18 protein-coding genes are annotated in these 21,759 nt (G+C 71.1%); 6 read left to right on the top strand and 12 right to left on the bottom strand.

The genetic code is table 11. The features are described 5' to 3' along the window. The first annotated feature begins 364 nt into the window (after window positions 1–364). Window positions 365–2,380, top strand: a complete 2,016-nt coding sequence (locus tag K9S39_RS37190) for an N-acetylmuramoyl-L-alanine amidase (protein ID WP_248867711.1) — start codon at window positions 365–367, stop codon at window positions 2,378–2,380. Window positions 2,381–2,499: 119 nt separating this feature from the next. Here K9S39_RS37190 and K9S39_RS37185 read toward each other — a convergent pair whose 3' ends face one another. The 7 genes from K9S39_RS37185 to K9S39_RS37155 form a co-directional block, all read right to left on the bottom strand. Next, the gene (locus K9S39_RS37185) at window positions 2,500–3,000 is read right to left on the bottom strand and encodes a hypothetical protein (RefSeq protein ID WP_248867710.1); all 501 of its coding nucleotides are present in this window, start codon (window positions 2,998–3,000) and stop codon (window positions 2,500–2,502) included. Window positions 3,001–3,118: 118 nt separating this feature from the next. Continuing rightward, the gene (locus K9S39_RS37180) at window positions 3,119–3,514 is read right to left on the bottom strand and encodes an ACT domain-containing protein (protein ID WP_248867709.1); all 396 of its coding nucleotides are present in this window, start codon (window positions 3,512–3,514) and stop codon (window positions 3,119–3,121) included. Window positions 3,515–4,168: 654 nt separating this feature from the next. After that, complete coding sequence (locus tag K9S39_RS37175; protein ID WP_248867708.1) at window positions 4,169–4,408, bottom strand: DUF397 domain-containing protein; 240 nt, start codon at window positions 4,406–4,408, stop codon at window positions 4,169–4,171. Between the two features lie 79 nt (window positions 4,409–4,487). Further along, entirely contained in the window at window positions 4,488–5,675 is a 1,188-nt protein-coding gene (locus K9S39_RS37170) for a thiolase domain-containing protein (RefSeq protein ID WP_248867707.1), read from the bottom strand. Continuing rightward, window positions 5,668–6,792, bottom strand: a complete 1,125-nt coding sequence (locus K9S39_RS37165) for a thiolase domain-containing protein (protein WP_406708079.1) — start codon at window positions 6,790–6,792, stop codon at window positions 5,668–5,670. The genes K9S39_RS37170 and K9S39_RS37165 overlap by 8 nt, the downstream gene beginning before the upstream one ends. After that, window positions 6,792–7,772 carry a Zn-ribbon domain-containing OB-fold protein gene (locus tag K9S39_RS37160; protein WP_248869127.1) on the bottom strand — a complete coding sequence of 327 codons (981 nt, stop codon included), beginning with the start codon at window positions 7,770–7,772 and terminating at the stop codon, window positions 6,792–6,794. The genes K9S39_RS37165 and K9S39_RS37160 overlap by 1 nt, the downstream gene beginning before the upstream one ends. 82 nt (window positions 7,773–7,854) lie before the next feature. Further along, entirely contained in the window at window positions 7,855–8,685 is an 831-nt protein-coding gene (locus tag K9S39_RS37155; protein ID WP_248867706.1) for a crotonase/enoyl-CoA hydratase family protein, read from the bottom strand. Window positions 8,686–8,848: 163 nt separating this feature from the next. On the opposite strand from K9S39_RS37155, the gene K9S39_RS37150 reads away from it, so the two are divergent. Further along, the gene (locus tag K9S39_RS37150) at window positions 8,849–10,477 is read left to right on the top strand and encodes an acyl-CoA synthetase (protein WP_248867705.1); all 1,629 of its coding nucleotides are present in this window, start codon (window positions 8,849–8,851) and stop codon (window positions 10,475–10,477) included. Window positions 10,478–10,526: 49 nt separating this feature from the next. On the opposite strand, the gene aroQ is transcribed toward K9S39_RS37150, so the two are convergent. Next, a complete protein-coding gene (gene aroQ / locus K9S39_RS37145; protein ID WP_248867704.1) occupies window positions 10,527–11,159 on the bottom strand; it encodes a gamma subclass chorismate mutase AroQ in 633 nt (210 codons plus the stop codon). Window positions 11,160–11,389: 230 nt separating this feature from the next. Between aroQ and paaK the strand changes: the two genes are divergently transcribed. The 3 genes from paaK (at window position 11,390) to K9S39_RS37130 (ending at window position 14,545) form a co-directional block, all read left to right on the top strand. Further along, a complete protein-coding gene (gene paaK / locus K9S39_RS37140) occupies window positions 11,390–12,706 on the top strand; it encodes a phenylacetate--CoA ligase PaaK (RefSeq protein WP_248867703.1) in 1,317 nt (438 codons plus the stop codon). A gap of 349 nt (window positions 12,707–13,055) precedes the next feature. Then, a complete protein-coding gene (locus K9S39_RS37135; RefSeq protein WP_248867702.1) occupies window positions 13,056–13,880 on the top strand; it encodes a hypothetical protein in 825 nt (274 codons plus the stop codon). Between the two features lie 47 nt (window positions 13,881–13,927). Continuing rightward, complete coding sequence (locus K9S39_RS37130) at window positions 13,928–14,545, top strand: class F sortase (protein ID WP_248869126.1); 618 nt, start codon at window positions 13,928–13,930, stop codon at window positions 14,543–14,545. A 129-nt stretch (window positions 14,546–14,674) separates the two neighbouring features. On the opposite strand, the gene K9S39_RS37125 is transcribed toward K9S39_RS37130, so the two are convergent. The 4 genes from K9S39_RS37125 to K9S39_RS37110 form a co-directional block, all read right to left on the bottom strand. Next, a complete protein-coding gene (locus tag K9S39_RS37125; protein WP_248867701.1) occupies window positions 14,675–15,475 on the bottom strand; it encodes a VOC family protein in 801 nt (266 codons plus the stop codon). A 329-nt stretch (window positions 15,476–15,804) separates the two neighbouring features. Further along, window positions 15,805–17,355: an acyl-CoA synthetase gene (locus tag K9S39_RS37120; RefSeq protein WP_248867700.1), complete on the bottom strand. Its 1,551-nt coding sequence runs from the start codon at window positions 17,353–17,355 to the stop codon at window positions 15,805–15,807. After that, window positions 17,352–18,461 carry an NAD(P)H-dependent flavin oxidoreductase gene (locus K9S39_RS37115; protein WP_248867699.1) on the bottom strand — a complete coding sequence of 370 codons (1,110 nt, stop codon included), beginning with the start codon at window positions 18,459–18,461 and terminating at the stop codon, window positions 17,352–17,354. Before K9S39_RS37115 ends, K9S39_RS37120 begins: the two co-directional genes overlap by 4 nt. Window positions 18,462–18,659: 198 nt before the next feature. Then, window positions 18,660–20,249 carry a phytoene desaturase family protein gene (locus K9S39_RS37110; RefSeq protein ID WP_248867698.1) on the bottom strand — a complete coding sequence of 530 codons (1,590 nt, stop codon included), beginning with the start codon at window positions 20,247–20,249 and terminating at the stop codon, window positions 18,660–18,662. Between the two features lie 178 nt (window positions 20,250–20,427). Between K9S39_RS37110 and K9S39_RS37105 the strand changes: the two genes are divergently transcribed. Beyond that, entirely contained in the window at window positions 20,428–21,735 is a 1,308-nt protein-coding gene (locus tag K9S39_RS37105; RefSeq protein WP_248867697.1) for a glycoside hydrolase family 27 protein, read from the top strand. The last annotated feature ends 24 nt before the right edge of the window (window positions 21,736–21,759 follow it).

The raw sequence follows: 21,759 nt of genomic DNA, 5'->3' as shown, positions 1-21,759 counted from the left end.
CCGAGGGGGGTCGTCAAAGGCCCGTCAGGTACATGATCCGGGCGGGGACTTTGATGACACCCCTAGGGGGACTGTGAGCGGCGCGCCCGATGCGGGCGCGCCGCTCACCCATGTGCGCAGTCGGCGGGCCGCGGCCGTTGGTCCATTCCACTGACGCGCCGCGGTCCGGGCGCCGGGACCGGGAAAGCTCCTCGGGATATGCCCTGACATGCGGCGGTCCCGTCCTGGTGCGGTGGTTGACGGATCGTCGGTGAACGTATAGCGCTGAACGGACAGGGACTCAGGTCTCGGGTCCCGCCCCGCACGGCCGTTTGTGCGTCAACCGTCACACCGCCCCGGCTCGGGCCGGCTTGAGGAGGCTGTTTTGCGAGGATCCGCCCCGGAAGACGAGAAGAGAACCCCCCGCTTCGCCCTGCGCAGGCCCCGCACCGCCGTCGCCGCGGCGGTCTTACTGCTTCCGCTGGTCTCGGCCACGCCGTCGGCCGGGGCCGGAACGCCCCGTACGGACGCTCTGCAGCGCGCCTTCACCGAAGCCGCCGCACGGTTCCACGTACCGCGCAGCGTGCTGCTCGGCGTCTCGTATCTGGAGTCCCGCTGGGACGCGCACGGCGGCGCGCCCAGTGTCTCCGGTGGCTACGGCCCGATGCATCTGACCGATGCCCGCGCGGCCCTGGCCGGTGTGCCGGAGTTCAGCGACGGCACCGAGGACGCGCGCGGGGACACCTCCCGCCCCCGTAAGACGGTGCCTTCCGGGAAGAGGGCGGCGGTGCCCTCCGAACTCCCCGCCCGGCTGCGGACCCTGCACCGGGCGGCCAAGCTGACCGGGCTGCCCGCCGAGAAGCTGCGTACCGACCCCTCGGCGAATGTGCTCGGCGGCGCCGCGCTGCTCGCCGCGGAGCAGCGCAAGCTGGGCCTGCGGAGCAGCGCCGACCCGGCCGAGTGGTATGCGGCGGTGGCGCGCTACGCGGGCGCGGACGACGCCCGGGCCGGCAAGGTCTTCGCCGACGAGGTGTACGACGTGATGCGTCGCGGCCAGACGCGGACGACCGACGCGGGTCAGCGGGTCGCCCTGGCCGCGGCGCCCTCGCTCGCCGCCGACCCGGCCCAGGCGCGTCGTCTCGGCAAGCGGACGCCCGCCGGAATGGGGCGGGCCTCCGCACGGGGCGGCGACAGCAGCCTGGAGTGCCCGTGGAGCGTGGCCTGCACCTCGTGGCCGGCACCGTACGAGGAGTTCGGCGACGACGACTACGGCAATCACGACCGGGCGGACCGGCCCGACGACCAGGGCATCGACGCGATCGTCATCCATGACACCGAGGCGTCCTGGGAGACCACGCTGAAGCTGATCAAGGACCCGAAGTATGTGTCCTGGCACTACACGATCCGCTCCTCGGACGGACTGATCGCCCAGCATGTACGGACCAAGGACGTCCCCTGGCACGCGGGCAACTGGTATCTCAACGCGCACTCCATCGGCATCGAGCACGAAGGTTTCCTCGCCGCGCCCGACGCCTGGTACACGGAGGCGATGTACCGCACCTCGGCCCGGCTGGTGCGGTATCTGTCCCACAGGTACGACATTCCGCTCGACCGGCAGCACATCCTGGGGCACGACAACGTCGCCGGCATGACGACCGCCTCGATCAAGGGCATGCACACCGACCCGGGCCCGTACTGGGACTGGGCGCACTACTTCGCGCTGCTGGGCAGACCGTTCACCCGCACCGCGGGCCCGTGGGGCGGCCTGGTGACCATCCGTCCCGACTACGACAAGCACAAGCCGGTCTACACCGACTGCGAGAAGCCCGGGAAGCCCTGCACGCCGCACGGCTCGGCCGCGGTCCGGCTGCACACCGCGCCGAGCCCGACCGCTCCGTTGGTGAAGGACATCGGCCTGCACCCGGACGGCAAGGACTCGACGACCGGCGTCAATGACACCGGGGCGCGCGCCACGACCGGCCAGCGGTTCGCGGTGGCGGGCCGCTCCGGCGACTGGACGGCGATCTGGTACCTCGGGCAGAAGGCGTGGTTTTACAACCCGCCCGGCCGGCCGACGGCGGTACACGCGAAGGGCCTGGTCGCCACGCCGAAACCGGGCAGGAAGGAGATCCCGGTCTACGGCCGGGCGTACCCGGAGAAGGCTGCCTACCCCGCCGGGGTGCCGTACCAGACCATCTCCCCGCTGCCGTACAAGCTGGCCGCCGGGCAGCGGTACGCCCTCGGACAGGTCATGAAGGGCGAGTACTACTACGCCCCGACATTCGACGTCAGCAAGCATGTGATCGTGCGCGGCAATGACGTCTACTACCAGATCCAGGCCGGTCACCGGGTCGGCTATGTGCGGGCGGCCGACGTCGACGTACGGCCGTCGCGCACCTAGGACGGAGGGCTTCCGGCGCGCAGGACTTCCGGCACCGGAGGACGGTACGCGTCGCGCCCGGTGGACGGCAGGACCGTCCACCGGGCGCGACGTCCCTCCGCTCCGGACTCGGGAGCCGCTCAGCCCTGTTGGAAGAGCTCCGCGGGCAGCGGCTTGAGCAGGGCGTACAGATCGTCGGTGATCGGCCGGTCCCAGCTGGCGATGGTGACCAGCACCCCGTCACTGCGGTCGAACTGGACGCAGGAGATACGGCTCTCGGAACACTTGATGCGCTTCACGATCAGCAGGTTGTCCTCGTGCATCACAGGGGTGTCCTCGCTCTCGACCACCACCACCGGCTCGTCGTTGTCGAGCGCCTCCAGGAGCTGCGCGACCTCGAACGGCACCTGGCCCTCGTCGAGCTCCCGGGCCGGGGAGCCCTCCGGCAGATTGCCGATGATCATCGCGGGGCCGCGGCCGCCGAACAGGTCGTAGCGGAGGAAAACGCCCTGGCAGCTGCCGTCGGGCGCGGGCAGCAGCCCGGCTCCGAGGTTGCCCGGCCAGTCACCGGGGTCCATGGCGAGGACGTCGAAGTCAGGCCCGGCGGGCGTGGCTGCGCTGCGGCGGCGGAGAAAGGACATGTCGCCATCGTACGTGGCCGGGCCGCGCTCGCGGCGCGCGGACATCGGCATCATCGACCCGCGCGCCCCGTCGAGCAGGCCGACGGGGCGGGCCTTCCCCCATGATGGCCCCGCATGATCAGGTTCTGGCGGCGAGCGCGGTCAGCCGGCGGAGCGCTTCGCCGGCCGCGTCGTACGGCACGAAGAGGTGATCGTGGTGGAAACCGGCGACGACATTGCAGCTGAGCCCCGCGGCGGCGAGTTCGGTGGCGACGGCGGCAGTCAGTCCGACGGCGTCCAGCGCGGAGTGCACCCGCAGCGTGATCCAGCCGGCCACGTAGTCGTACGCCAGGCCCGCCCGGTCCGCGTCCTCCTGGCGGACGACGAGCGTGCGCCCCTCCTGCTCGGCGACGGTGACCACGGGCGTCAGCCCTTCGGGGACCTCGCCGGACACGGTCGTGAACACATAGCGTCCCTCATGGAGCTCGGGCCGCATCCCGCTCAGCAACGCCCGCAGATCCCTCTCAGCTGTCATGATCGCCACTCTACGGCGCCGGCGTCTCCGGCACCGTTGACCCGAGGGGCAGCATGGCCGGCCGGGCTGAGGGAACCGCGGGCGCAGGAGGCCGAGTTGAACGAACTGCCGGGCGCCCCCGAGGCCGACGCTGCGCTCGGCGGTTGCCGGCATGGCTGCTCGCCGTTTTCGACTGTCCCGCCGTTGTACCTGCGGTGGGCTGTTGCCGCTGCGCGGGGCTGTTCGGCAGCGGCGCCGGACCTCCGGACTCCGTCCTGCGGCCCGGCACCTCCCGAGGGGGGTGGGGAGAAGAGGGGTGGGGGTACACGTAGCCGGTCATGTGCACCTGTGGACGCGACCACAGACACCCGACAGACCACATGTGCCCCCACCGGCCCCTACCACCCACCGTCGGGAGGATGGGGGTACCTCCCATGCCCTTCAGGCTATGGGGGAGGGCCGCAGGACGGAGTCCGGAGGCCCGTCACCGCACCCGAAAAACCCACGCCCGCCGCAGGCGAACCCCTCACGGCGGGACAGCCGAAAACGCACAGGCCCGCCGCAGGCGAACCCCCACCGCGGGACAGCCGACAACGTGGGGCGCACGCGCCGCAGGCGACCACCAAGTCGGCCCAGGCAAAGCGCAGCGGACAGCCGAAAACGGCGAGAAGCGAGTCATGTCAAATCGAACTCCCCCTCGCGTGCCCCAAGGACGAACGCATGCCACTCGGCGGGAGTGAAGATCAGCGCCGGGATCTCCGGGCTGCGGCGGTTGCGCATCGCGATATAGCCCTCGACGAAGGCGATCTGGACGTCGCCCACGCCCTGGCTGCTCGACTGCCACTCGGCATGGGTCAGGTCGAGCTCGGGCCTGGTGTCGTCCGCGAGCCGCTGCTCGGTGATGCTTTCGGCCACGTCCCCTGCTCCTCCTGGTCGGTCGTCGGCGGCCAGCCTAGCCACTGTGTCCGGGGACGGACAGGGCGCGCCCGGTCGCTCACCCTGAGGGGGCCTCCCCCGCGCCCGGCGGCGGTTCGGCCCCCACCAGCCACATGGCGAAGAACTGGGATCCGCCGCCGTACGCATGGCCCAATGCCATCCGGGCGCCCGGCACTTGGTGGGCGCCGGCCTCGCCGCGTACCTGGAGGGCGGCCTCGGCGAAACGGAGCATTCCGGAGGCGCCGATGGGGTTGGTGGAGAGGACCCCGCCGGAGGGGTTGACCGGGAGGTCGCCGTCCAGTTCGGTGACGCCGGACTCGGTGAGCTTCCAGCCCTCGCCCGCCGCGGCGAAGCCCAGGTTCTCCAGCCACATCGGCTCGTACCAGGAGAACGGGACGTACATCTCGACCGCGTCGATCTCGCGTCGCGGGTCGGTGATGCCGGCCTGCCGGTAGACGTCGGCGGCGCAGTCCTTGCCGGCTTGCGGGGAGACGCAGTCCTTGCCGGCGAACAGGGTGGGTTCGCTGCGCATCGCGCCGCCGTGCACCCAGGCGGGCGGGCGCGGTGAACGGGCCGCGCCCGCACGGCCGGTGAGGATCATGGCGCAGGCGCCGTCGGAGGACGGGCAGGTCTCGGAGTAGCGGATCGGGTCCCAGAGCATCGGTGAGGACTGGACCTTCTCCAGGGTGATGTCGGTTTCGTGGAGGTGCGCATAGGGGTTCTTGAGGGCGTTGCGGCGGTCCTTGTACGCGACGAGGGAGCCGACGGTGTCGGGGGCGCCGGTGCGTCGCATATACGCGCGGATGTGCGGGGCGAAGAAGCCGCCGGCGCCGGCCAGGAGTGGCTGCTGGAAGGGGACGGGGAGGGAGAGAGCCCACATGGCGTTGGACTCGGACTGCTTCTCGAAGGCGAGGGTGAGTACCGTGCCGTGGACCCGGGCGGCGATGAGGTTGGCGGCGACCAGGGCCGTGGAGCCGCCGACCGAACCGGCGGTGTGCACCCGGAGCATCGGCTTGCCGACCGCGCCGAGCGCGTCGGCGAGATACAGCTCGGGCATCATGACGCCCTCGAAGAAGTCGGGGGCCTTGCCGATGACGACGGCGTCGATGTCCGTCCAGGTCAGCTCGGCGTCCTGCAGGGCGCGTTGGGCTGCTTCCCGGACGAGTCCGGCGAGGGAGACATCGCGACGGGCGGCGACATGTCTGGTCTGGCCGATGCCGACGACGGCCACGGGCTCCTTAGCCATGGGAGACCTCTCCTTCGAGGACGGCGACCAGATTCTGCTGGAGGCAGGGGCCGGAGGTGGCGTGGGCGAGGGCGCGGTGGGACGCGCCCCGGTGGATCCGGGCCGCCGCTTCGCCCAGCCGGATCAGGCCCGCGGCCATGAGGGGGTTGGCGGCGAGCGCGCCGCCCGACGGGTTGACGAGGACGTCGCCGTCCAGCTTCAGCGCCTTGCGCAGCACGATCTCCTGGGAGGTGAAGGGCGCGTGCAACTCGGCCAGGTCCACGGGGGGTACGAAGGCCCCGGCGCGTTCCGCGGCCAGCCGGGTGGAGGGGGAGTCGGTGAGGTCGCGTACCCCCAGGCCGTGTGCCTCGATGCGGTGGTCCATGCCCCGGATCCAGGCGGGCCGCTCGCACAGCTCGCGCGCCCGGTCCCCCGCGGCCAGGATCACGGCAGCCGCCCCGTCACCGATCGGCGGGCAGTCACCGGGGCGCAGCGGCCGCACGAGATGGTCCCCGGCCGGTACCGGACCGCTCAGCTGGGCGTGGGGGTTGGCGGCCGCGTCGGCACGGCTCCGGGCCGCGACGGCCGCGAGCGTCGGCTCGTCCGCGTCTCCGGCGTCGATCAGCGCCTGTGCCTGGAGCGCGGCGAGTGCGACCGAATCCGGCCAGAGCGGGGCCAGGTAGTAGGGGTCGAGCTGACGGGTGAGCACCGCGCGCACCTCACCGGGCGAGGATTTGCCGTACGCGTAGACGAGTGCGGTGTCGGTCTCGCCGGTCAGCAGCTTCACCCATGCCTCGTACAGCGCCCATGCGCCGTCCATCTCCACATGGGACTCGGAGATCGGCGGATGGGCGCCGACGCCGTCGAGGGCCATGGTGAAGGAGAAGGCACGGCCCGCGAGATAATCGCTCGATCCGGAGCAGGTGAAGCCGATGTCGGCGGTCTTGAGGCCGGTGGTGCCGAGTACGTCGTGCAGCACCGGCATCAGCATTTCCACCTCGGAGAGGTCGTCGGTACGCCGACGGTGGTCCGTCTGGGCGAAGGCGACGATGGCGACCTCCCGGGTCCGGTCCCGCGCCGTCCCGTGTACGGCCTTCCGTGTCACCTCACCTGTCCTGTCCCGCCTCGCCTCGTGCATCAGAGCAGCTCCTTGTAGCTGTCGTAGTCGGCATCGGGTTCACCGGAGGGGCGGTAGTGGTCGGGGAAGCGGCCGCCCTCGGTCCACACCGGTTCGACCCTGAGCCCCATCCTCACCTGGTCGTAGGGGATGCCGCCGATGCGTCCGTGCAGGGCGAGGTCGGCGCCGTCGAGCGCGATGTGCGCGTAGACGTAGGGCACGTCGATGTCCGGATTCGCCGTATGACGAGCCGTGATGTTGACGATACAGAAGGTGGTGACGGTGCCGCGGGGGCCGACCTCGACCTGTGTGTCGGTGGCGACACCGCAGGTGGGGCAGGCGCCGCGGGGCGGGACATACACCTTGCGGCAGGACGGGCAGCGCTCGCCGGTGATCCTCCGTTCGGCGAGCGCCTGGAGGTGGCGGGACTGGGCCCGGCCGGGCGCGTAGGTGTAGTCGAGGCGGGCGGGGGTGGTGATGCCGGTGACGGGGGCGGGGAACTCCCCGCTGTGGGCGGCCGGTTCGGCCGAGTTCGGTTCGTCCGGCGCGTCCCCCTCCCGTATCTCCTCGCCCGGCTCGAAGCAGGCGATGTCGGTGATCGCTCCGGTGCGTTCGGCGGCCCAGCGGATCCGGACCCGCATTCCGGTGCGTACGGCGTCGGGGCCGGGTGCGTCCAGCGCGTGCAGCAGGGCGGTGTCGGCGCCGTCGAGCCGGACCAGCACCCAGGCGAACGGGGTGGTGAGCGGCTGGCCACGGCGCGGGGCCGGATTCCAGGCCCAGGTGGTGATCGTGCCGGCCGTGCCGACCTCGACCAGTTCGCGGATCTCGGCGGCGGTGACCGGGTCGTATTCGGTGGGCGGTACGACAACCCGGCCGTCGCTCGCCCGGACGCCGAGCACGGTGCGTTCACGGAGCCCGGTGAGGAAGGCGCTCTGGACGGGACCGAGCGAGCGGGTGAAGGGGAATTCCACGACGAGGGGCGCCGTGAGGACCTCGGGCACGGCCTCTGGCATGACCTCTGGCATGACCTCTGGCATACGGACTCCTTGGGTCCTTGAGCTCTGGCTCCTCGGGCGCCGGGGGTCAGGCGCGCCGGTAGACGGGTGGGCGCTTCTCCGCGAAGGCCCGGGAGCCCTCCTTGGCGTCCGCGGTGTCGAAGAGGGGCCGGCCGCGGGCGAGTTCGGCCTTGAGGCCGTCGGGCTCGGTCATCCCGGAGGTCTCGTAGACGGATGCCTTGACGGCTTCGACGGCGAGTGGTCCGCAGGCGTTGACCATCCCGGCGATCTCCAGGGCCTTGTCCCGTGCGGTGCCGTCGGGGACGACATGGCCGATGAGGCCGATCCGTTCGGCCTCGCGCGCCGGGTAGGGGCGTCCCGTGAGCAGCATTTCCAGGGCGTGGGTGCGCGGGATCTGGCGGGCGAGGCGGACGGTGGATCCGCCGATGGGGAAGAGGCCTCGGCGCACCTCGAAGAGTCCGAAGGTGGCGCTCTCGCCGGCCACCCGGATATCGGTGCCCTGGAGGATCTCCGTACCACCGGCGACGCAGTGGCCCTCGACGGCGGCGATCACCGGTTTGCGGGGGCGGTGGTGCCGCAGCATCGCCTTCCAGTGCAGGTCGGGGTCGTCGCGCAGCCGCTCGCGGTAGTGCTCGCCGGCCATTCCGTCGCCCGCGAGGGCCTTGAGGTCCATGCCGGCGCAGAAGGTGCCGCCCGCGCCGGTCAGGACGATGGAGCGGATGTCGTCGTCCTCGTCGGCGGCCAGCCATCCGTCGTACAGGCCCACCAGCATCGGCAGCGAGAGCGCGTTCTTCGCCTCCGGCCGGTTGAGGGTGAGCACCAGGGTCGCGTCGAAGCGCTCCACGGTGAGATGTTCCGTTCCGCCGGCGTGCTCCCCGGCGCCTTCGGTACCGCCCATTCCGTCCTCCCGTCTCACGACGTAGAACAGGTTGCAGTAGCCGCACCGCGACTTCAAGGCTTTTCTGACAGGCAGTCAGTTTTCTTCGCCGCGGCTCTTCCTTGCTCCTCCCGGCGGCGCTCTAATGACGGCCAAGCCGACGCCCGTCCGGTCTGGAGGAGCCGTGGAGTTCAACCTTGCCGACCTCTTCGAGTCGATCGTCGACACGGTCCCCGACCGGGAGGCACTGGTCCACCTCGCCCATCCGGGCACCGGGGCCGAGCGCCGGCTGACGTACGCGGAGCTGGACCGCGCCGCCAACCGCCTCGCCCACCATCTGGGCGAGGCCGGCATCGGCCCCGGCCAGCACGTCGGGCTGCACCTCTACAACGGCATCGAATACCTCCAGACCGTCTATGCCTGCCTGAAAATCCGCGCCGTGCCGGTGAACGTCAACTACCGCTACGTAGAGGAGGAGTTGGCTTACCTCTACCGGGACGCGGACCTGGTGGCGCTGGTCTTCGACGCGGAGTTCACCGACCGGGTCGCCGCCGTCCTCCCACAGGCGACCATGCTGCGGCATCTCATACGGGTCGGCACCCCGCCCCCAAGGACGCATGACCCCCATCTCCCGCTCGTGCCATTCGCGGACGCCGAGGCCGCCGGATCACCCGCGCGCGGCTTCGGCCCGCGCTCCGCCGACGACCAGATCGTCATCTACACCGGCGGCACCACCGGGATGCCCAAGGGCGTGATGTGGCGCCACGAGGACCTCTTCTTCTCCGGGATGGGCGGCGGGGCACCGACCGGCGAGCCGGTGAAACGGCCCCGGGAACTGGCCGATCGGGTCGCGGCGGGCGACACCGGGCTCGTCTTCTTCCCCACTCCCCCGCTGATGCACGGCACCTCCACCCTCACCGCGTTCATCGCCTTCCACTTCGGGCAGAAGGTCGTCCTCCACCGCAAGTACGTGCCCGAGGAGGTGCTGCGGACCGTCGAGCGGGAGAAGGTCACCAGCGTTTCCCTGGTCGGCGACGCCATGCTGCGCCCGCTCGTCGACGCGCTGAGCGGGCCGCTCAGGGGCACCGACTGCTCCTCCCTTTTCAGCGTCAGCAGCTCCGGCGCGATCCTCTCCGAGACGGTACGCGCCCAGTTCAGCGCACTGGTCCCGAACGCCATGCTGCTGAACAACTTCGGCTCGTCGGAGTCCGGCTTCAACGGCACCGCCACCGACGACTCCGGCCCGGACAAGGGCTTCCGCGTACGGGTCAACCCCCGTACAGCGGTGGTGGACCCGGCGACACACCAGCCGGTCGCGGCGGGCGAGGCGGGCCGGCTCGCACTCCGGGGACACGTACCGCTCGGCTACTACAACGACCCGAAGAAGACCGCCGAGACCTTCTTCGAGGCGCACGGTGACCGCTGGGTGCTGCTGGGCGATATGGCGACCGTCGACGAGGAGGGCATCGTCACCGTCCTGGGTCGGGGCTCGCAGTGCATCAACTCCGGTGGCGAGAAGATCTATCCGGAGGAGGTCGAACAGGCGCTCAAGGCCCATCCGGATGTGTACGACGCGCTGGTGACCGGCGTCCCGGACGAGCGGTGGGGCAACCGTGTCGCGGCGGTCGTCCAACTACGGTACGGGAGCGCGCCATTGGACCTGGCAGGTGTTCAAGCACACTGCCGGACCCGGCTGGCCGGTTACAAGATTCCGCGCACCGTCGTCTTCGCCGAGCGCATCCAGCGGTCACCCAGCGGCAAGGCGGACTACCGCTGGGCGAGAGCGGTGGTGGCGGGCGGGCGGAAGGAGTGAGCGACGGGCGTGGTGGCGGGCGAGGAAAAAGGGTGAACGCCTTCCGGGGTCAGCCGCAGACCGAGCGCAGCGAGCGGGCCAGGGCGACCGCATGCAGACCGTCCAGACGCCGTTCATAACGTACGCGCACGGCGGCGGCCGTCAGCACCGGACCGCAGGACGGCGCGTAACGGGCGCGCACCGAACCGGCGATGGCCCGCACCAGCTCACCGTTGAGGCGATTGACCTCCCTGCGGACCTCGTCGAGATCCGGGCGCTCGGCCGGCGCCTGCGACGGGTCCGCGTCCCACCTGCGGTGCAGCCCGCGCTGGACGACCTTGCTCGCCTCGATCTGGTCCCGGAAGATCCGCACCGTCACCACCGGATCGGCGCCCAGCTCCCGCGCCTGCTCCGCGACCGCGTCCAGCACTTGTCGCTCACGGGCGGGGGCGTCGATCGGGGCACCACTGCCCCACTTGGCCGCGGCGACCAGATCACCGATCGCCAGCCGCTCGGCGGACAGCGCGGCAAGCGGGCGGAGGCGAGCGTACGGGGAGTGCGCGGAGCCGGTGGCGACGGCCTTCGCCACCGGAGTGGCCGACGGTGGCGCGACGGCCCCGGCGGTTCCGTACGCTCCGGTGAACAGGACGGTGGCGGTGGCACCGGCGATCAGCACACGGCGCGTCGAGGCGGTCAGCTGCACGGTCGTCCTCTCTCGGACCGGGGGCGTCATATAGCGGTGAGCCTACGGGGTGACGTCCTGCGGGGTGTCGCCTTCGGTGTGTCGTAGAACTCCCGCCCGGCGGCAGACCCGCCCCGACCGGGAGGCCGCTCCGCAGTGGCACACCCCTTGACGTGCTCGCCATGCGCTGATTACTTGGATCCGCATTCAGCTACCGAATGATCGGTAGGGCGACGAGGCGGTGACACGGCATGCCGGAAGCGGCTACGGGCGGCGAAACGTTCGACTCGGCGGAACGGCTCTCCCCGGACGCGTTGCGGGAGCTGCAACTGCCCCGGCTGCGCGCCTCGTTGCGGTACGCGTACGACCATGTCCCCTTCTACCGCGCGTCCTTCGACCGGGCCGGGGTGCGGCCGGAGGACTGCCGCTCGCTCGGCGATCTCGCCCGGTTCCCGTTCACCGCCAAGGACGATCTGCGGGCCACCTACCCCTTCGGGATGTTCGCCGTGCCCCGGGGCGAGGTGCGCCGTCTGCACGCCTCCAGCGGCACCACCGGCCGTCCGACGGTCGTCGGCTACACCGAACGCGACCTGTCGACCTGGGCGGATGTCGTCGCCCGCTCGATCCACGCGGCCGGTGGGCGCCCCGGCCACACCATCCATATCGCCTATGGATACGGGCTGTTCACCGGCGGTCTGGGCGCGCACTACGGTGCGGAGCGGCTCGGCTGCACGGTCGTACCGGCGTCCGGCGGGATGACCTCCCGTCAGGTCCGGCTCATCCAGGACTTCCGCCCCGAGATCATCATGGCCACGCCGTCGTACATGCTCACCCTGCTCGACGAGTTCGAGCGGCAGGGCGTCGATCCGCGGACGACCTCGCTCCGGGTGGGCATTTTCGGCGCCGAGCCGTGGACGCGGGAGATGCGCCGGGAGATCGAGGAACGGTTCGCGATCGACGCGGTGGACATCTACGGCCTGTCGGAGGTCATGGGGCCGGGCGTCGCCCAGGAGTGTGTGGAGACCAAGGACGGGCTGCACATCTGGGAGGACCACTTCTACCCGGAGGTGGTCGACCCGGTCACCGGAGCGGCGCTGCCGGACAGCGAGCACGGTGAGCTGGTCTTCACCTCGCTCACCAAGGAGGCGATGCCGGTCATCCGCTATCGCACCCGCGATCTGACCCGGCTGCTGCCCGGCACCGCGCGGGCCGCCTTCCGCCGGATGGAGAAGGTCACCGGACGCAGCGACGACATGATCATTCTGCGCGGGGTCAATCTGTTCCCGGCGCAGATCGAGGAGATCGTGCTCCGGACGCCGGGCGTCGCCCCGCATTTCCAGCTGCGGCTGACCCGCGAGGGCCGGCTGGACCGGCTGACCGTACGCGCCGAGGCCCGGCCGGACACGACCCCGGAGCAGCGCACGGCGGCCGTCGACCTGATCGTGCGCGCCGTCAAGGACGGTATCGGTGTGTCGGTCGCGGTCGAGATCGTCGCGCCGGAGACGCTGGAGCGCTCGGTCGGCAAGATCAAGCGGATTGTCGACGCCCGGCCGCGGGACAAGGGATAGCGTGCGCTCCGACGCCCGGGGCCGGCCCCGTCTCCCCGGGGCTCCGCCGGGATCGGCCTTGTTCACGCGGACCGTTCCCCGTCCAGCCCCGCCCGCCCGGGGCCCGGCCCGTTGATCCATCCTGCCCCTTGCCCCAGCCTGCCGGGTGTCAAAAACGCTCACGATCCGCACACCTGACGTCGCATCGGCCGACCCCACTGAACGTTGCCTCGGTGCGCTGCGTACTACTGGCCACTCGCGCCCGAGCCACGGCCGGCGGTCGCTCAGGCCGCGCGCGGCACCGTCGCACGGGCCCCCGGACGAGACCGCGGCGATCCCCTACGGGACCGTCGGAAGGGAACGATCGACAGTGACAGCCCAGCGCACCACTCGCCTCGCCGCCCTCCTTGCTCTGCCCGTCGTCCTGGCCCTCTCGGCCGCCGCCACTCCGGCCGCCGCCACTCCGGCCGTCGCCGCGGAGAAGGCATACCAGATCAACCTGGACCAGCTGAACGACTCGGGGGGCAGGGGCACGGCGATGCTCAGCCTCGACGGCACCCGACTGTCCGTGAAAATCGAGTCGGAGGGGCTCGTTCCGGGCCAGCCCCACGCACAGCACATCCACGGCTCCACCGACGGCCGTGACTTCCACTGCCCGGACGCCAGTGCGGACAAGGACGGCGACGGGATCGTCACCACGAGCGAGGGCGTGCCCGTTTACGGTGAGGTCAATATCGCGCTCACCACCCAAGGCGACACCTCCGCCGACAGCGGCCTGGCCGTCGACCGGATGCCCAAGGCCGACACGGAGGGCAAGCTCTCCTACGAGCGCACCCTCACCGTCTCGCAGGATGTGGCCGACCACATCCAGGACCTCCATGTCGTGCAGCACGGCATCGACCCGAACGGCGACAAGACGTACGACTTCGGAGTGGGCAAGAGCGACCTGGATCCCAAACTGCCCCAGGAAGCCACCGCGCCGGCGGTCTGCGGGCTGGTCGAGGGCGCGGCGGTCGGTTCCATTCCGGTGGGGGGCGTGGAGACGGGCGGCGGAACGGCCGACAGCAGCGGGCTCCCCGGCGCGCTGGCGGGCGCCGGAGGTCTCGCCGTCCTGGCGGCGGCCGGAGCACTGGCCCTGCGCCGCGGGAGGCACGCAACCGCCTCCGCCCGGCCGACCGGACAGGGCATCGCGTGAAGGCCCGCGGGAAGCGCGAGACCGCATGCTGCGTCGCGGTGGGAGCGATGCTCCTGCTCGGCGGATGCGGGGGAGATACTCCGGCGTCGCAGGCCGCTCCCGTCGGACAACAGCCCGCGCAGACGGGCCAGGACACCGCAGGAACGGGATCGGACACCGCAGGAACGGAATCCGAGAACGGTCCAGGGGGTGGGCGGAAGACGGGGGATGCGCGGAAGGCGGCTCCGCAGCGGATCACCATCGCCTCGCTCAACGTCTCCTCCACTCTGGAGTCGCTGGGGCGGAAGAAGGACGGCACGATGGAGACGCCCGCCGACCCCGACAAGGCGGGCTGGTACGCCCCCGGCCCGGCACCCGGCGAAAAGGGACCGGCCGTCATCGCGGGCCATGTCACCTGGAACGGCAAGCCGTCGGTGTTCCACCGGCTGTCCTCGCTGAAGGCCGGCGCCGCGATCGAGGTCACGCGGGCGGGCGGAAAGACGGCCACGTTCACCGTCAGCCGCGTCGCGCAGTACCCGAAGGACAAGTTCCCGACCATCGAGGTCTACAAGAACATCGACCACGCGGGGCTGCGACTGATCACCTGTGGAGGCGACTACGACCAGTCGCGGCACTACTACCGGGACAATGTGGTGGTGTTCGCCAGGCTGGCCGGGGCGGAATAGCACGTCCACCGATTCGGTACCGGGGCCGGCGTCGTTTCCAGACGCCGGCCTCCGGCCGTTCGAGGGGGCCTGGACCCGGCCCCCTGGCCGAGTTCGCTCAGCCCGACTGTCACTCAGTCCGTCTGTCGCTCAGGTCATGTTCGGGTCCCCCTTGATCAGCGCGAAGGGCGCCCCGAACGGGTCCATGAGCATGGCGAGCCGGCCGACGCCCGGGGTGTTGGACGGCGGGATCAGGACCGTGGCGCCGTTGTCGGTGGCGGCGGCGAAGGTCGCGTCGCAGTCGGCCACACCGAAGTACGGGTGCCACTCGGACGTCGAACCGGCCGCCAGATTCTCCTTCGACAGCTGCATGATGCCGCCCTGCCCCGTGTCCCCTTCCGTGCCGCCGCTGGGCGCGGAGACGACCGAGTAGACCATGTCCCCGCCCATCGGCATGTCCTGATAGCTCCAGGAGAAGACCGAGCGGTAGAAGTCCTTCGCCGCGGCCGCGTCGGTGGTGTAGAGCTCCGTCCAGCAGAGGGTGTTCGGTTCCATGACCATGTCCAGGCCCTGGACGTCGCCCGGCTGCCAGACGGCGAAGTCGGCGCCGGTCGGGTCGGTGAACTGGGCCAGCCGGCCCGCGGTGAAGACATCCATCGGCGCGGCCCGTACCTTGCCGCCGGCCTGCTCCACCGCCTTGGCCGTGGCGTCCGCGTCGGTGGTGTGGAAGTACGCCGTCCAGGCGGGGCGCGCGCCCTCCTCGTGGCACGGGCCGGCGGCGCCGACCGTCTTGCCGTCGAGCTGGAAGAAGCCGTACCCGCCGCCCTCCGGGCCCGCCGACTGGAAGCTCCAGCCGAACACGGCCGAGTAGAAGGCGGCCGCGGCGTCAACATCGGGGGCACCGAGGTCGATCCAGTTCGGTGTCCCGGGAACGTAGTCGGTGGTCAGCATGGGTGCTCCTCCGTCATACGGATCGAGTGTGCGCGGGGGTTCTCCCGCCGTTTCACAGCATGGCAGGGGGCACTGACAGTCGCCCTTCGCGCAGCGCCGACGCCGCTCAGGGTGCACCGAACCGGTCCCGCACCTGACGCTCGAGGACCTTTCGGGGAAGGCGGGTGTAGTGGGGACCCTTCCGGGACGAAGAGCGAAGAGGGCGGCCCCTACAACGCCGCGTGGCGCCTACGAGGCCGGATGACGCCCACGAGGCCGGATGGGGCCTCTGCGAAGTCGGGGTGCCACCGACGAGGCCCGGTGCGTGCCTCTACGAGGCGGGGCGCGCCCTACACCGCCCGCCCCCGCCCCTCCCAATACGGTTCCCGCAGCCGCCGCTTGTAGAGCTTGCCGTTGGGGTCGCGGGGCATGGCATCGATGAAGTCGACGGACCGGGGGCGCTTGTAGCGGGCCAGTCGCCGCTCGCAGTGCGCGAGGATGTCGTCGGCGAGCGCGGGCCCCGCCCGGTACCCCTCGGCCGGTTCGACGACCGCTTTGACCTCCTCTCCCCAGTCGTCGTGCGGGATGCCGAAGGCGGCCGCGTCGGCGACGGCGGGGTGGCCGAGCAGGGCGGACTCGATCTCGGCGGGATAGATGTTCACCCCGCCGGAGATGATCATGTCGATCTTGCGGTCACGGAGGAAGAGATAGCCGTCCTCGTCGAGACAGCCGAGGTCGCCGACGGTGAAGAAGTCGCCGATCCGGTTCTTCTTCGTCTTGCCGTCGTCCTTGTGGTAGCTGAAGCCTCCGGTGCTCATCTTCATGTAGACGGTGCCTAGTTCACCCGCGGGCAGCCGGTTGCCGTCGTCGTCGAAGACCGCGAGTTCGCTGATCGGCCAGGCTCTGCCGACCGTGCCGGGCTTCTTGAGCCAGTCCTCGGCGGTGGCGAAGGCACCGCCGCCCTCGCTCGCCGCGTAGTACTCCTCGACGCAGCCGCCCCACCAGTCGATCATCGCGCGTTTGACGTGCTCGGGGCAGGGCGCGGCGCCGTGGATGGCGTGCCGCATCGAGGTCACGTCGTAGGCCGCCCGGGTCTCTTCGGGAAGGGCGAGCAGCCGGTGGAACTGGGTGGGGACCATATGGGTGTGGGTGCAGCGGTGCTCGTCGATCAGAGCCAGCATCCCCTGGGGCGTCCACTTGTCCATCAGGACGAGGCGGTGCCCTATGTGCAGTGAGGCGCCGGCGAATTGCAGTACGGCGGTGTGGTAGAGCGGCGAGCAGACCAGGTGGACGTTGTCGTCGAAGGGCCGGATGCCGAAGATGCCGAGGAAACCGCCGAGGTAGGTCTCCTCGGGCGGAATGCCGGGCAGGGGGCGGCGGATGCCGCGTGGGCGTCCGGTGGTGCCCGAGGTGTAGTTCATGACCCAGCCGAGAGTGCGGCCGGCGGGCGCGGACACCGGTTTGCCGGCCAGGAGTTCACCGTACGGACGGAAGCCGTCGGCCGCACCGACCGCATAGCGCTGGGTGGCCGGCAGTTCCGCCTCGTCGGCGGCGTGCCGGGCGGCGTCCTGGTACCGCTCGTGGGCGATCAGGACCTTGGCGCCGGAGTCGGCGACGATCCAGGCGATCTCCGGGCCGACCAGGTGATGGTTGACGGGTACGAGATAGAAACCTGCCTGGGAGGCGGCGAGGTAGGCGGTGCAGAACTCGACGCCGTTGGGGAGGACCACGGCGAACGCGTCGCCACGTTCCAGGCCCGCCGCGCGCAGCCCGTGGACCAGCTGGTTGGCCGCGGCGTGCAGCCGGCCCGCGGTCCACTCCTCGCCGTCCGGGGCGATCAGCACCCGGCGGTCGGGGTCGGCGGCGGCCTGGGCCCAGAAGCCGTTGGGGGGCTGGCTCACTGCTGGCTCCTTCCGGCGATGCGGTCGATGCGGTCGATGGCCCGCTCGAAACCCCGGATGAGATCGTCGAAGACGGCCTGCACGCTCCGTTCGCGGTTCATCCGGCCGACGATCTGGCCGACCGGGGTGCCGAGCAGCGGCTCGGTCTCATAGCGCTGGATACGGGAGTTGGCCTCGGCGACCAGCAGTCCCTGGAGTGGCATCGGGAGGGGCCCGAGGCCGCTCGGGTCGTCCCAGGCGTCGGTCCATGCGGTGCGCAGCTGGCGGGCGGGTTTGCCGGTCAGGGCGCGGGAGCGGACGGTGTCGCCGGGGCCGGCGGCGAGCAGTTTCGCGGTCAGCCGGCGGGAGTGCAGCTCGGCCTCCTCGGTGGTCAGCCAGATCGAGCCGAGCCAGACGCCCTGTGCGCCGAGGGCGAGCCCGGCGGCGATCTGTGCGCCGGTGCCGATGCCGCCCGCGGCAAGCACCGGCAACGGGTCGACGGCCGCCACGACTTCCGGGGTGAGGACCATGGTGGCGATCTCGCCGGTGTGTCCTCCGGCCTCGTAGCCCTGGGCGACGACGATATCGATGCCGGCCGCCTTGTGGTGCAGGGCGTGGCGGGGGCTCCCGGCCAGCGCGGCGACGAGGATGTCGTGGTTGTGTGCGCGCTGGATGACGTCCGGGGGCGGTGCCCCGAGAGCGCTGGCGAGCAGCTTGATCGGGTAGTCGAAGGCCACGTCGAGTTGGCTGCGGGCCACCTGTTCCATCCAGCCGGTGATCCGCCAGCCGGTCGCCTCGCCCTCGGCGAGCTGTGGCACCTCGTACTTGGCGAGCAGATCCGCGACGAACTGACGGTGGCTCTCGGGGATCATCGCCTCGACGTCGGCCTCGGTGACGCCTTCCACCTTCTTGGCGGGCATCACCACATCGAGGCCGTAGGGCAGCCCCTCGGTGTGTTCCTGCATCCAGTCGAGGTCGCGGGCCAGCTCGTCGGGCGCGTTGTAGCGGACCGCGCCGAGCACCCCGAAGCCGCCCGCCCGGGTGATCGCCGCGGCGACCGCCGGGAAGGGCGTGAACCCGAAGACGGCGTGCTCGACTCCCAGCGTGTTGCTCAGCTCCGTCTGCATGGGCGCAGGATGCCGCAGCGCGCCGTACGAGGGAAGAGATTTTCTGATGCCACGTCAGTTAAGGGAGGCCCGAGGCCCCAAACTGCGCCAGTTGAGTGAGTCCCGTGACGGGTAGGGATCGGTCTGGGGGCCGGCGGACCCTTAAGGGCTCCCCTAAGGGGTTTCCCTTAAGGGTCCGCCGGCCCCCCAAGCCGATCCCTACCCGCCTTCCCGCTCCTCCAGCACCGCCATCGCCGCGTTGTGCCCGGGGATCCCGCTCACTCCCCCGCCGCGCACCGCGCCCGCCCCGCACAGCAGGACATTGGCATGCCCGGTCGCCACGCCCCAGCGGCCGGGCGCCGTGTCCCGGAGACCGGCACCGCCCGCCTCCGGGTCCGCATACGGGAAGGCCAGCTCGCGGTGGAAGATGTTGCCGCCCGGCAGTCCCAGCTCCCGGTCCAGGTCCAGCGGGCTCCGGGCCTCGATGCACGGACGGCCGTCGGCGTCCTCGGCGAGGCAGCCGGCGAGCGGTTCGGCGAGGTGCGCGTCCAGCTGGGTGAGCGTGGCGGCCAGCAGCCGGTCGCGGGTGGCCGGGTGCTCCGGGGTGTCGCCGGCGAACAGCCGGGCCGGGGTGTGCAGCCCGAAGAGGGTGAGCGTCTGGTAGCCCGCACGGACCAGGTCCGGGCCGAGGACGGAGGGGTCGGTCAGCGAGTGGCAGTAGATCTCGGAGGGCGGGGCGGCGGGCAGCTCACCGGCGGCCGCCTGCTCGTAGGCGGCCGCCAACTGCCCGTATCCCTCGGCGATATGGAAGGTCCCGGAGAACGCCTCGCGCGGGTCCACCCGGGTGTCCCGTAGCCGTGGCAGCCGGGTGAGCAGCATATTGACCTTGAGCTGGGCTCCCTCCGCGGACGGTGGCGGGTCCTCGCCGAGCAGTCGGGCCAGCTCCCGTGGCGCGGCGTTGACCAGGACCCGGCGGGCGCCGACCGTGCCCTGTTCGCAGGTCACCTCGGCGGTATTGCCGTCGGTCGCGAGAGCGGTCACCGCGCACCGGGTGACGATCTCGGCGCCGGCCCGGCGGGCGGCGTCGGCCAGCGCGTCGGTGAGCGCGCCCATGCCGCCGATCGGGACGTCCCAGTCGCCGGTGCCGCCGCCGATGACGTGGTAGAGGAAGCAGCGGTTCTGCCGCAGCGAGGGGTCGTGGGCGGCGGCGAAGGTGCCGATCAGGGCGTCGGTGAGGACCACTCCGCGTACCAGGTCGTCGGTGAAGGCCGCCTCGATCGCCTCGCCCAGGGGGCGTTCGAAGAACGCGTGCCAGGTGGCGTCGTCGTCGATCCGGGCGCGCAGCGCGTCACGGGTGGGCAGCGGCTCGGTGAGCGTCGGGAAGACGCGTTCCGCCAGTCGGTGCGTACTGCCGTAGAAGCGCTGCCAGGCGGTGAACTCCCGGTCGGAGCCGGTGAGTTCGGCGAACGCCTGGCGGGTGCGGTGCGGGCCGCCGCCCACCAGCAGTCCGGTGGGACGGCCCTCGCGGACGGCCGGGGTGTACGAGGAGACGGTGCGTTTACGGACCGCGAAGCGCAGCCCGAGGTCCCGCACGATCTTCGACGGCAGCAGGCTGACGAGGTAGGAGTAGCGGGACAGCCGGGCGTCGACCCCCGCGAACGCCCGGGTCGACACGGCGGCACCACCGGTGTGGTCCAGCCGCTCCAGCACCAGCACGCTGCGTCCGGCGCGTGCGAGATAGGCGGCGGCGACCAGTCCGTTGTGCCCGCCGCCGACGATGACCACGTCGTACGAAGTCCGTTCCGGCATGCCTCTTCGTAGCACGCGGTGATCGTCCGTGCCAGGCGCAGGCGGCTGAATCCTCCGGCGCGGCCGGTGGGGCTTCTTGATCGGGGCGGGGCCGGATTCTAGCGTCCGGCCGGTGCGTCGTCCCGGCACCGCCCGTGGTACGGCGCTCAGGCCGTCCCGCTTCTCCGTGAGGTGACCCGTGTCCCACCCGTCGGTACCCCGCATCGGCCGCACCTTCGCCGGAATCACCGCCGTCGCCGCCGGCTCGGCGGCGCTGCTGGCGCTCACCGGCCCCGCTTCCGCCGTCCCCGATACGGCCCGGGCAGCCGGCGCCAAGCGCGCCGCAACGTATCCGAATCTGGCCCCGACACCCCCGATGGGCTGGAACAACTGGTCGTACTACAGATGCGACATCAACGAGAAGGTCCTTCTGGACAACGCGCGGGCGCTGGTGCGCACCGGCCTGGCGGACAAGGGCTATGACACCGTCACCGTCGACGACTGCTGGATGGCCAAGAAGCGCGGTCCGGACGGCGAACTGGTGCCGGACCCGGAGAAGTTCCCGCACGGCATGGCGTACATCGGCCGAAAGCTGCACAAGATGGGGCTGAAATTCGGGATCTATGAGGACGTCGGCACCCTCACCTGCGGGAAATACCCGGGCAGCCTCGGGCACTTCCAGCAGGACGCCGACCTGTTCGCGCGCTGGAAGGTGGACTACCTCAAGGCCGACGGCTGCAATGTGCCCGTCCCCCCGGGGAGCACGAAAGAAGAGACCTTCCACGACCTGTACCGGCAGCAGAGCCGGGCCCTGGAGGCCAGCGGCCGGGACATCACCTTCTCGGTGTCCGCGCCGGCCTACTTCCAGTTCGCCGGTGACCGCGTCTGGCACAAGGTCATCCGCTGGTCCGCCGAGCTCGGCAACCTGTGGCGGAGCGGCCGGGACATCGCACTGGAGACGGATTCACCCGCCAAGAAGTGGTCCTCGATCGTCACCAACTTCGGCTACAACGCGGGGCTGGCCGGCCTGCAGCGGCCCGGCCGCTGGAACGACCCGGACTTCCTGCTCGCCGGCGGCACCGGGCTGACCCGGGACGAGATGCAGAGCCAGATGTCGCTGTGGGCGGTGATGGCCGCGCCGCTGATCTCCAGTACGGATCTGAGCGACCTCTCCCCCGCGGCACGCGAGGTGCTGGGCAACAAGCGGGTCATCGCCGTCGACCAGGACCCGCTCGGCGTACAGGGGGAGGTCGTACGGAAGGGTGACGGCTTCGCGGTGCTGTCCAAACCGCTGGCGAACGGGGACCGGGTGATCGCCCTGTTCAACTCGGGCGACACACCGCGCACCCTGTCCACGACGGCCGAGGCAGCCGGTCTGCCGGACGCCGGTCCCTACCTGGTGCGCGATCTGGTGACCGGCCGCGCGCACCACAGCGGCGGGGACATCGTCGCGAAGGACGTGCCACCGCATGCCACGGTGCTGTATCGGGTGAGTGCGGCTTACTGATCGGGGCGGGCTGATCGGAGGCAG

It is taken from the genome of Streptomyces halobius (genome assembly GCF_023277745.1).
GTDB classification, from domain to species: Bacteria; Actinomycetota; Actinomycetes; order Streptomycetales; family Streptomycetaceae; genus Streptomyces; species Streptomyces halobius.
This window is presented reverse-complemented; position numbering and strand designations above follow the sequence as displayed.

Coding starts and splice junctions, on each gene's coding strand:
- K9S39_RS37185 (WP_248867710.1), bottom strand. CDS start 3,000: ATGTCCTTTCTCCGCCGCCGCAGCGCAGCCACGCCCGCCGGGCCTGAC.
- K9S39_RS37180 (WP_248867709.1), bottom strand. CDS start 3,514: ATGACAGCTGAGAGGGATCTGCGGGCGTTGCTGAGCGGGATGCGGCCC.
- K9S39_RS37170 (WP_248867707.1), bottom strand. CDS start 5,675: ATGGCTAAGGAGCCCGTGGCCGTCGTCGGCATCGGCCAGACCAGACAT.
- K9S39_RS37165 (WP_406708079.1), bottom strand. CDS start 6,792: ATGCACGAGGCGAGGCGGGACAGGACAGGTGAGGTGACACGGAAGGCC.
- K9S39_RS37155 (WP_248867706.1), bottom strand. CDS start 8,685: ATGGGCGGTACCGAAGGCGCCGGGGAGCACGCCGGCGGAACGGAACAT.
- paaK (WP_248867703.1), top strand. CDS start 11,390: ATGCCGGAAGCGGCTACGGGCGGCGAAACGTTCGACTCGGCGGAACGG.
- K9S39_RS37130 (WP_248869126.1), top strand. CDS start 13,928: ATGCTCCTGCTCGGCGGATGCGGGGGAGATACTCCGGCGTCGCAGGCC.
- K9S39_RS37125 (WP_248867701.1), bottom strand. CDS start 15,475: ATGCTGACCACCGACTACGTTCCCGGGACACCGAACTGGATCGACCTC.
- K9S39_RS37115 (WP_248867699.1), bottom strand. CDS start 18,461: ATGCAGACGGAGCTGAGCAACACGCTGGGAGTCGAGCACGCCGTCTTC.
- K9S39_RS37110 (WP_248867698.1), bottom strand. CDS start 20,249: ATGCCGGAACGGACTTCGTACGACGTGGTCATCGTCGGCGGCGGGCAC.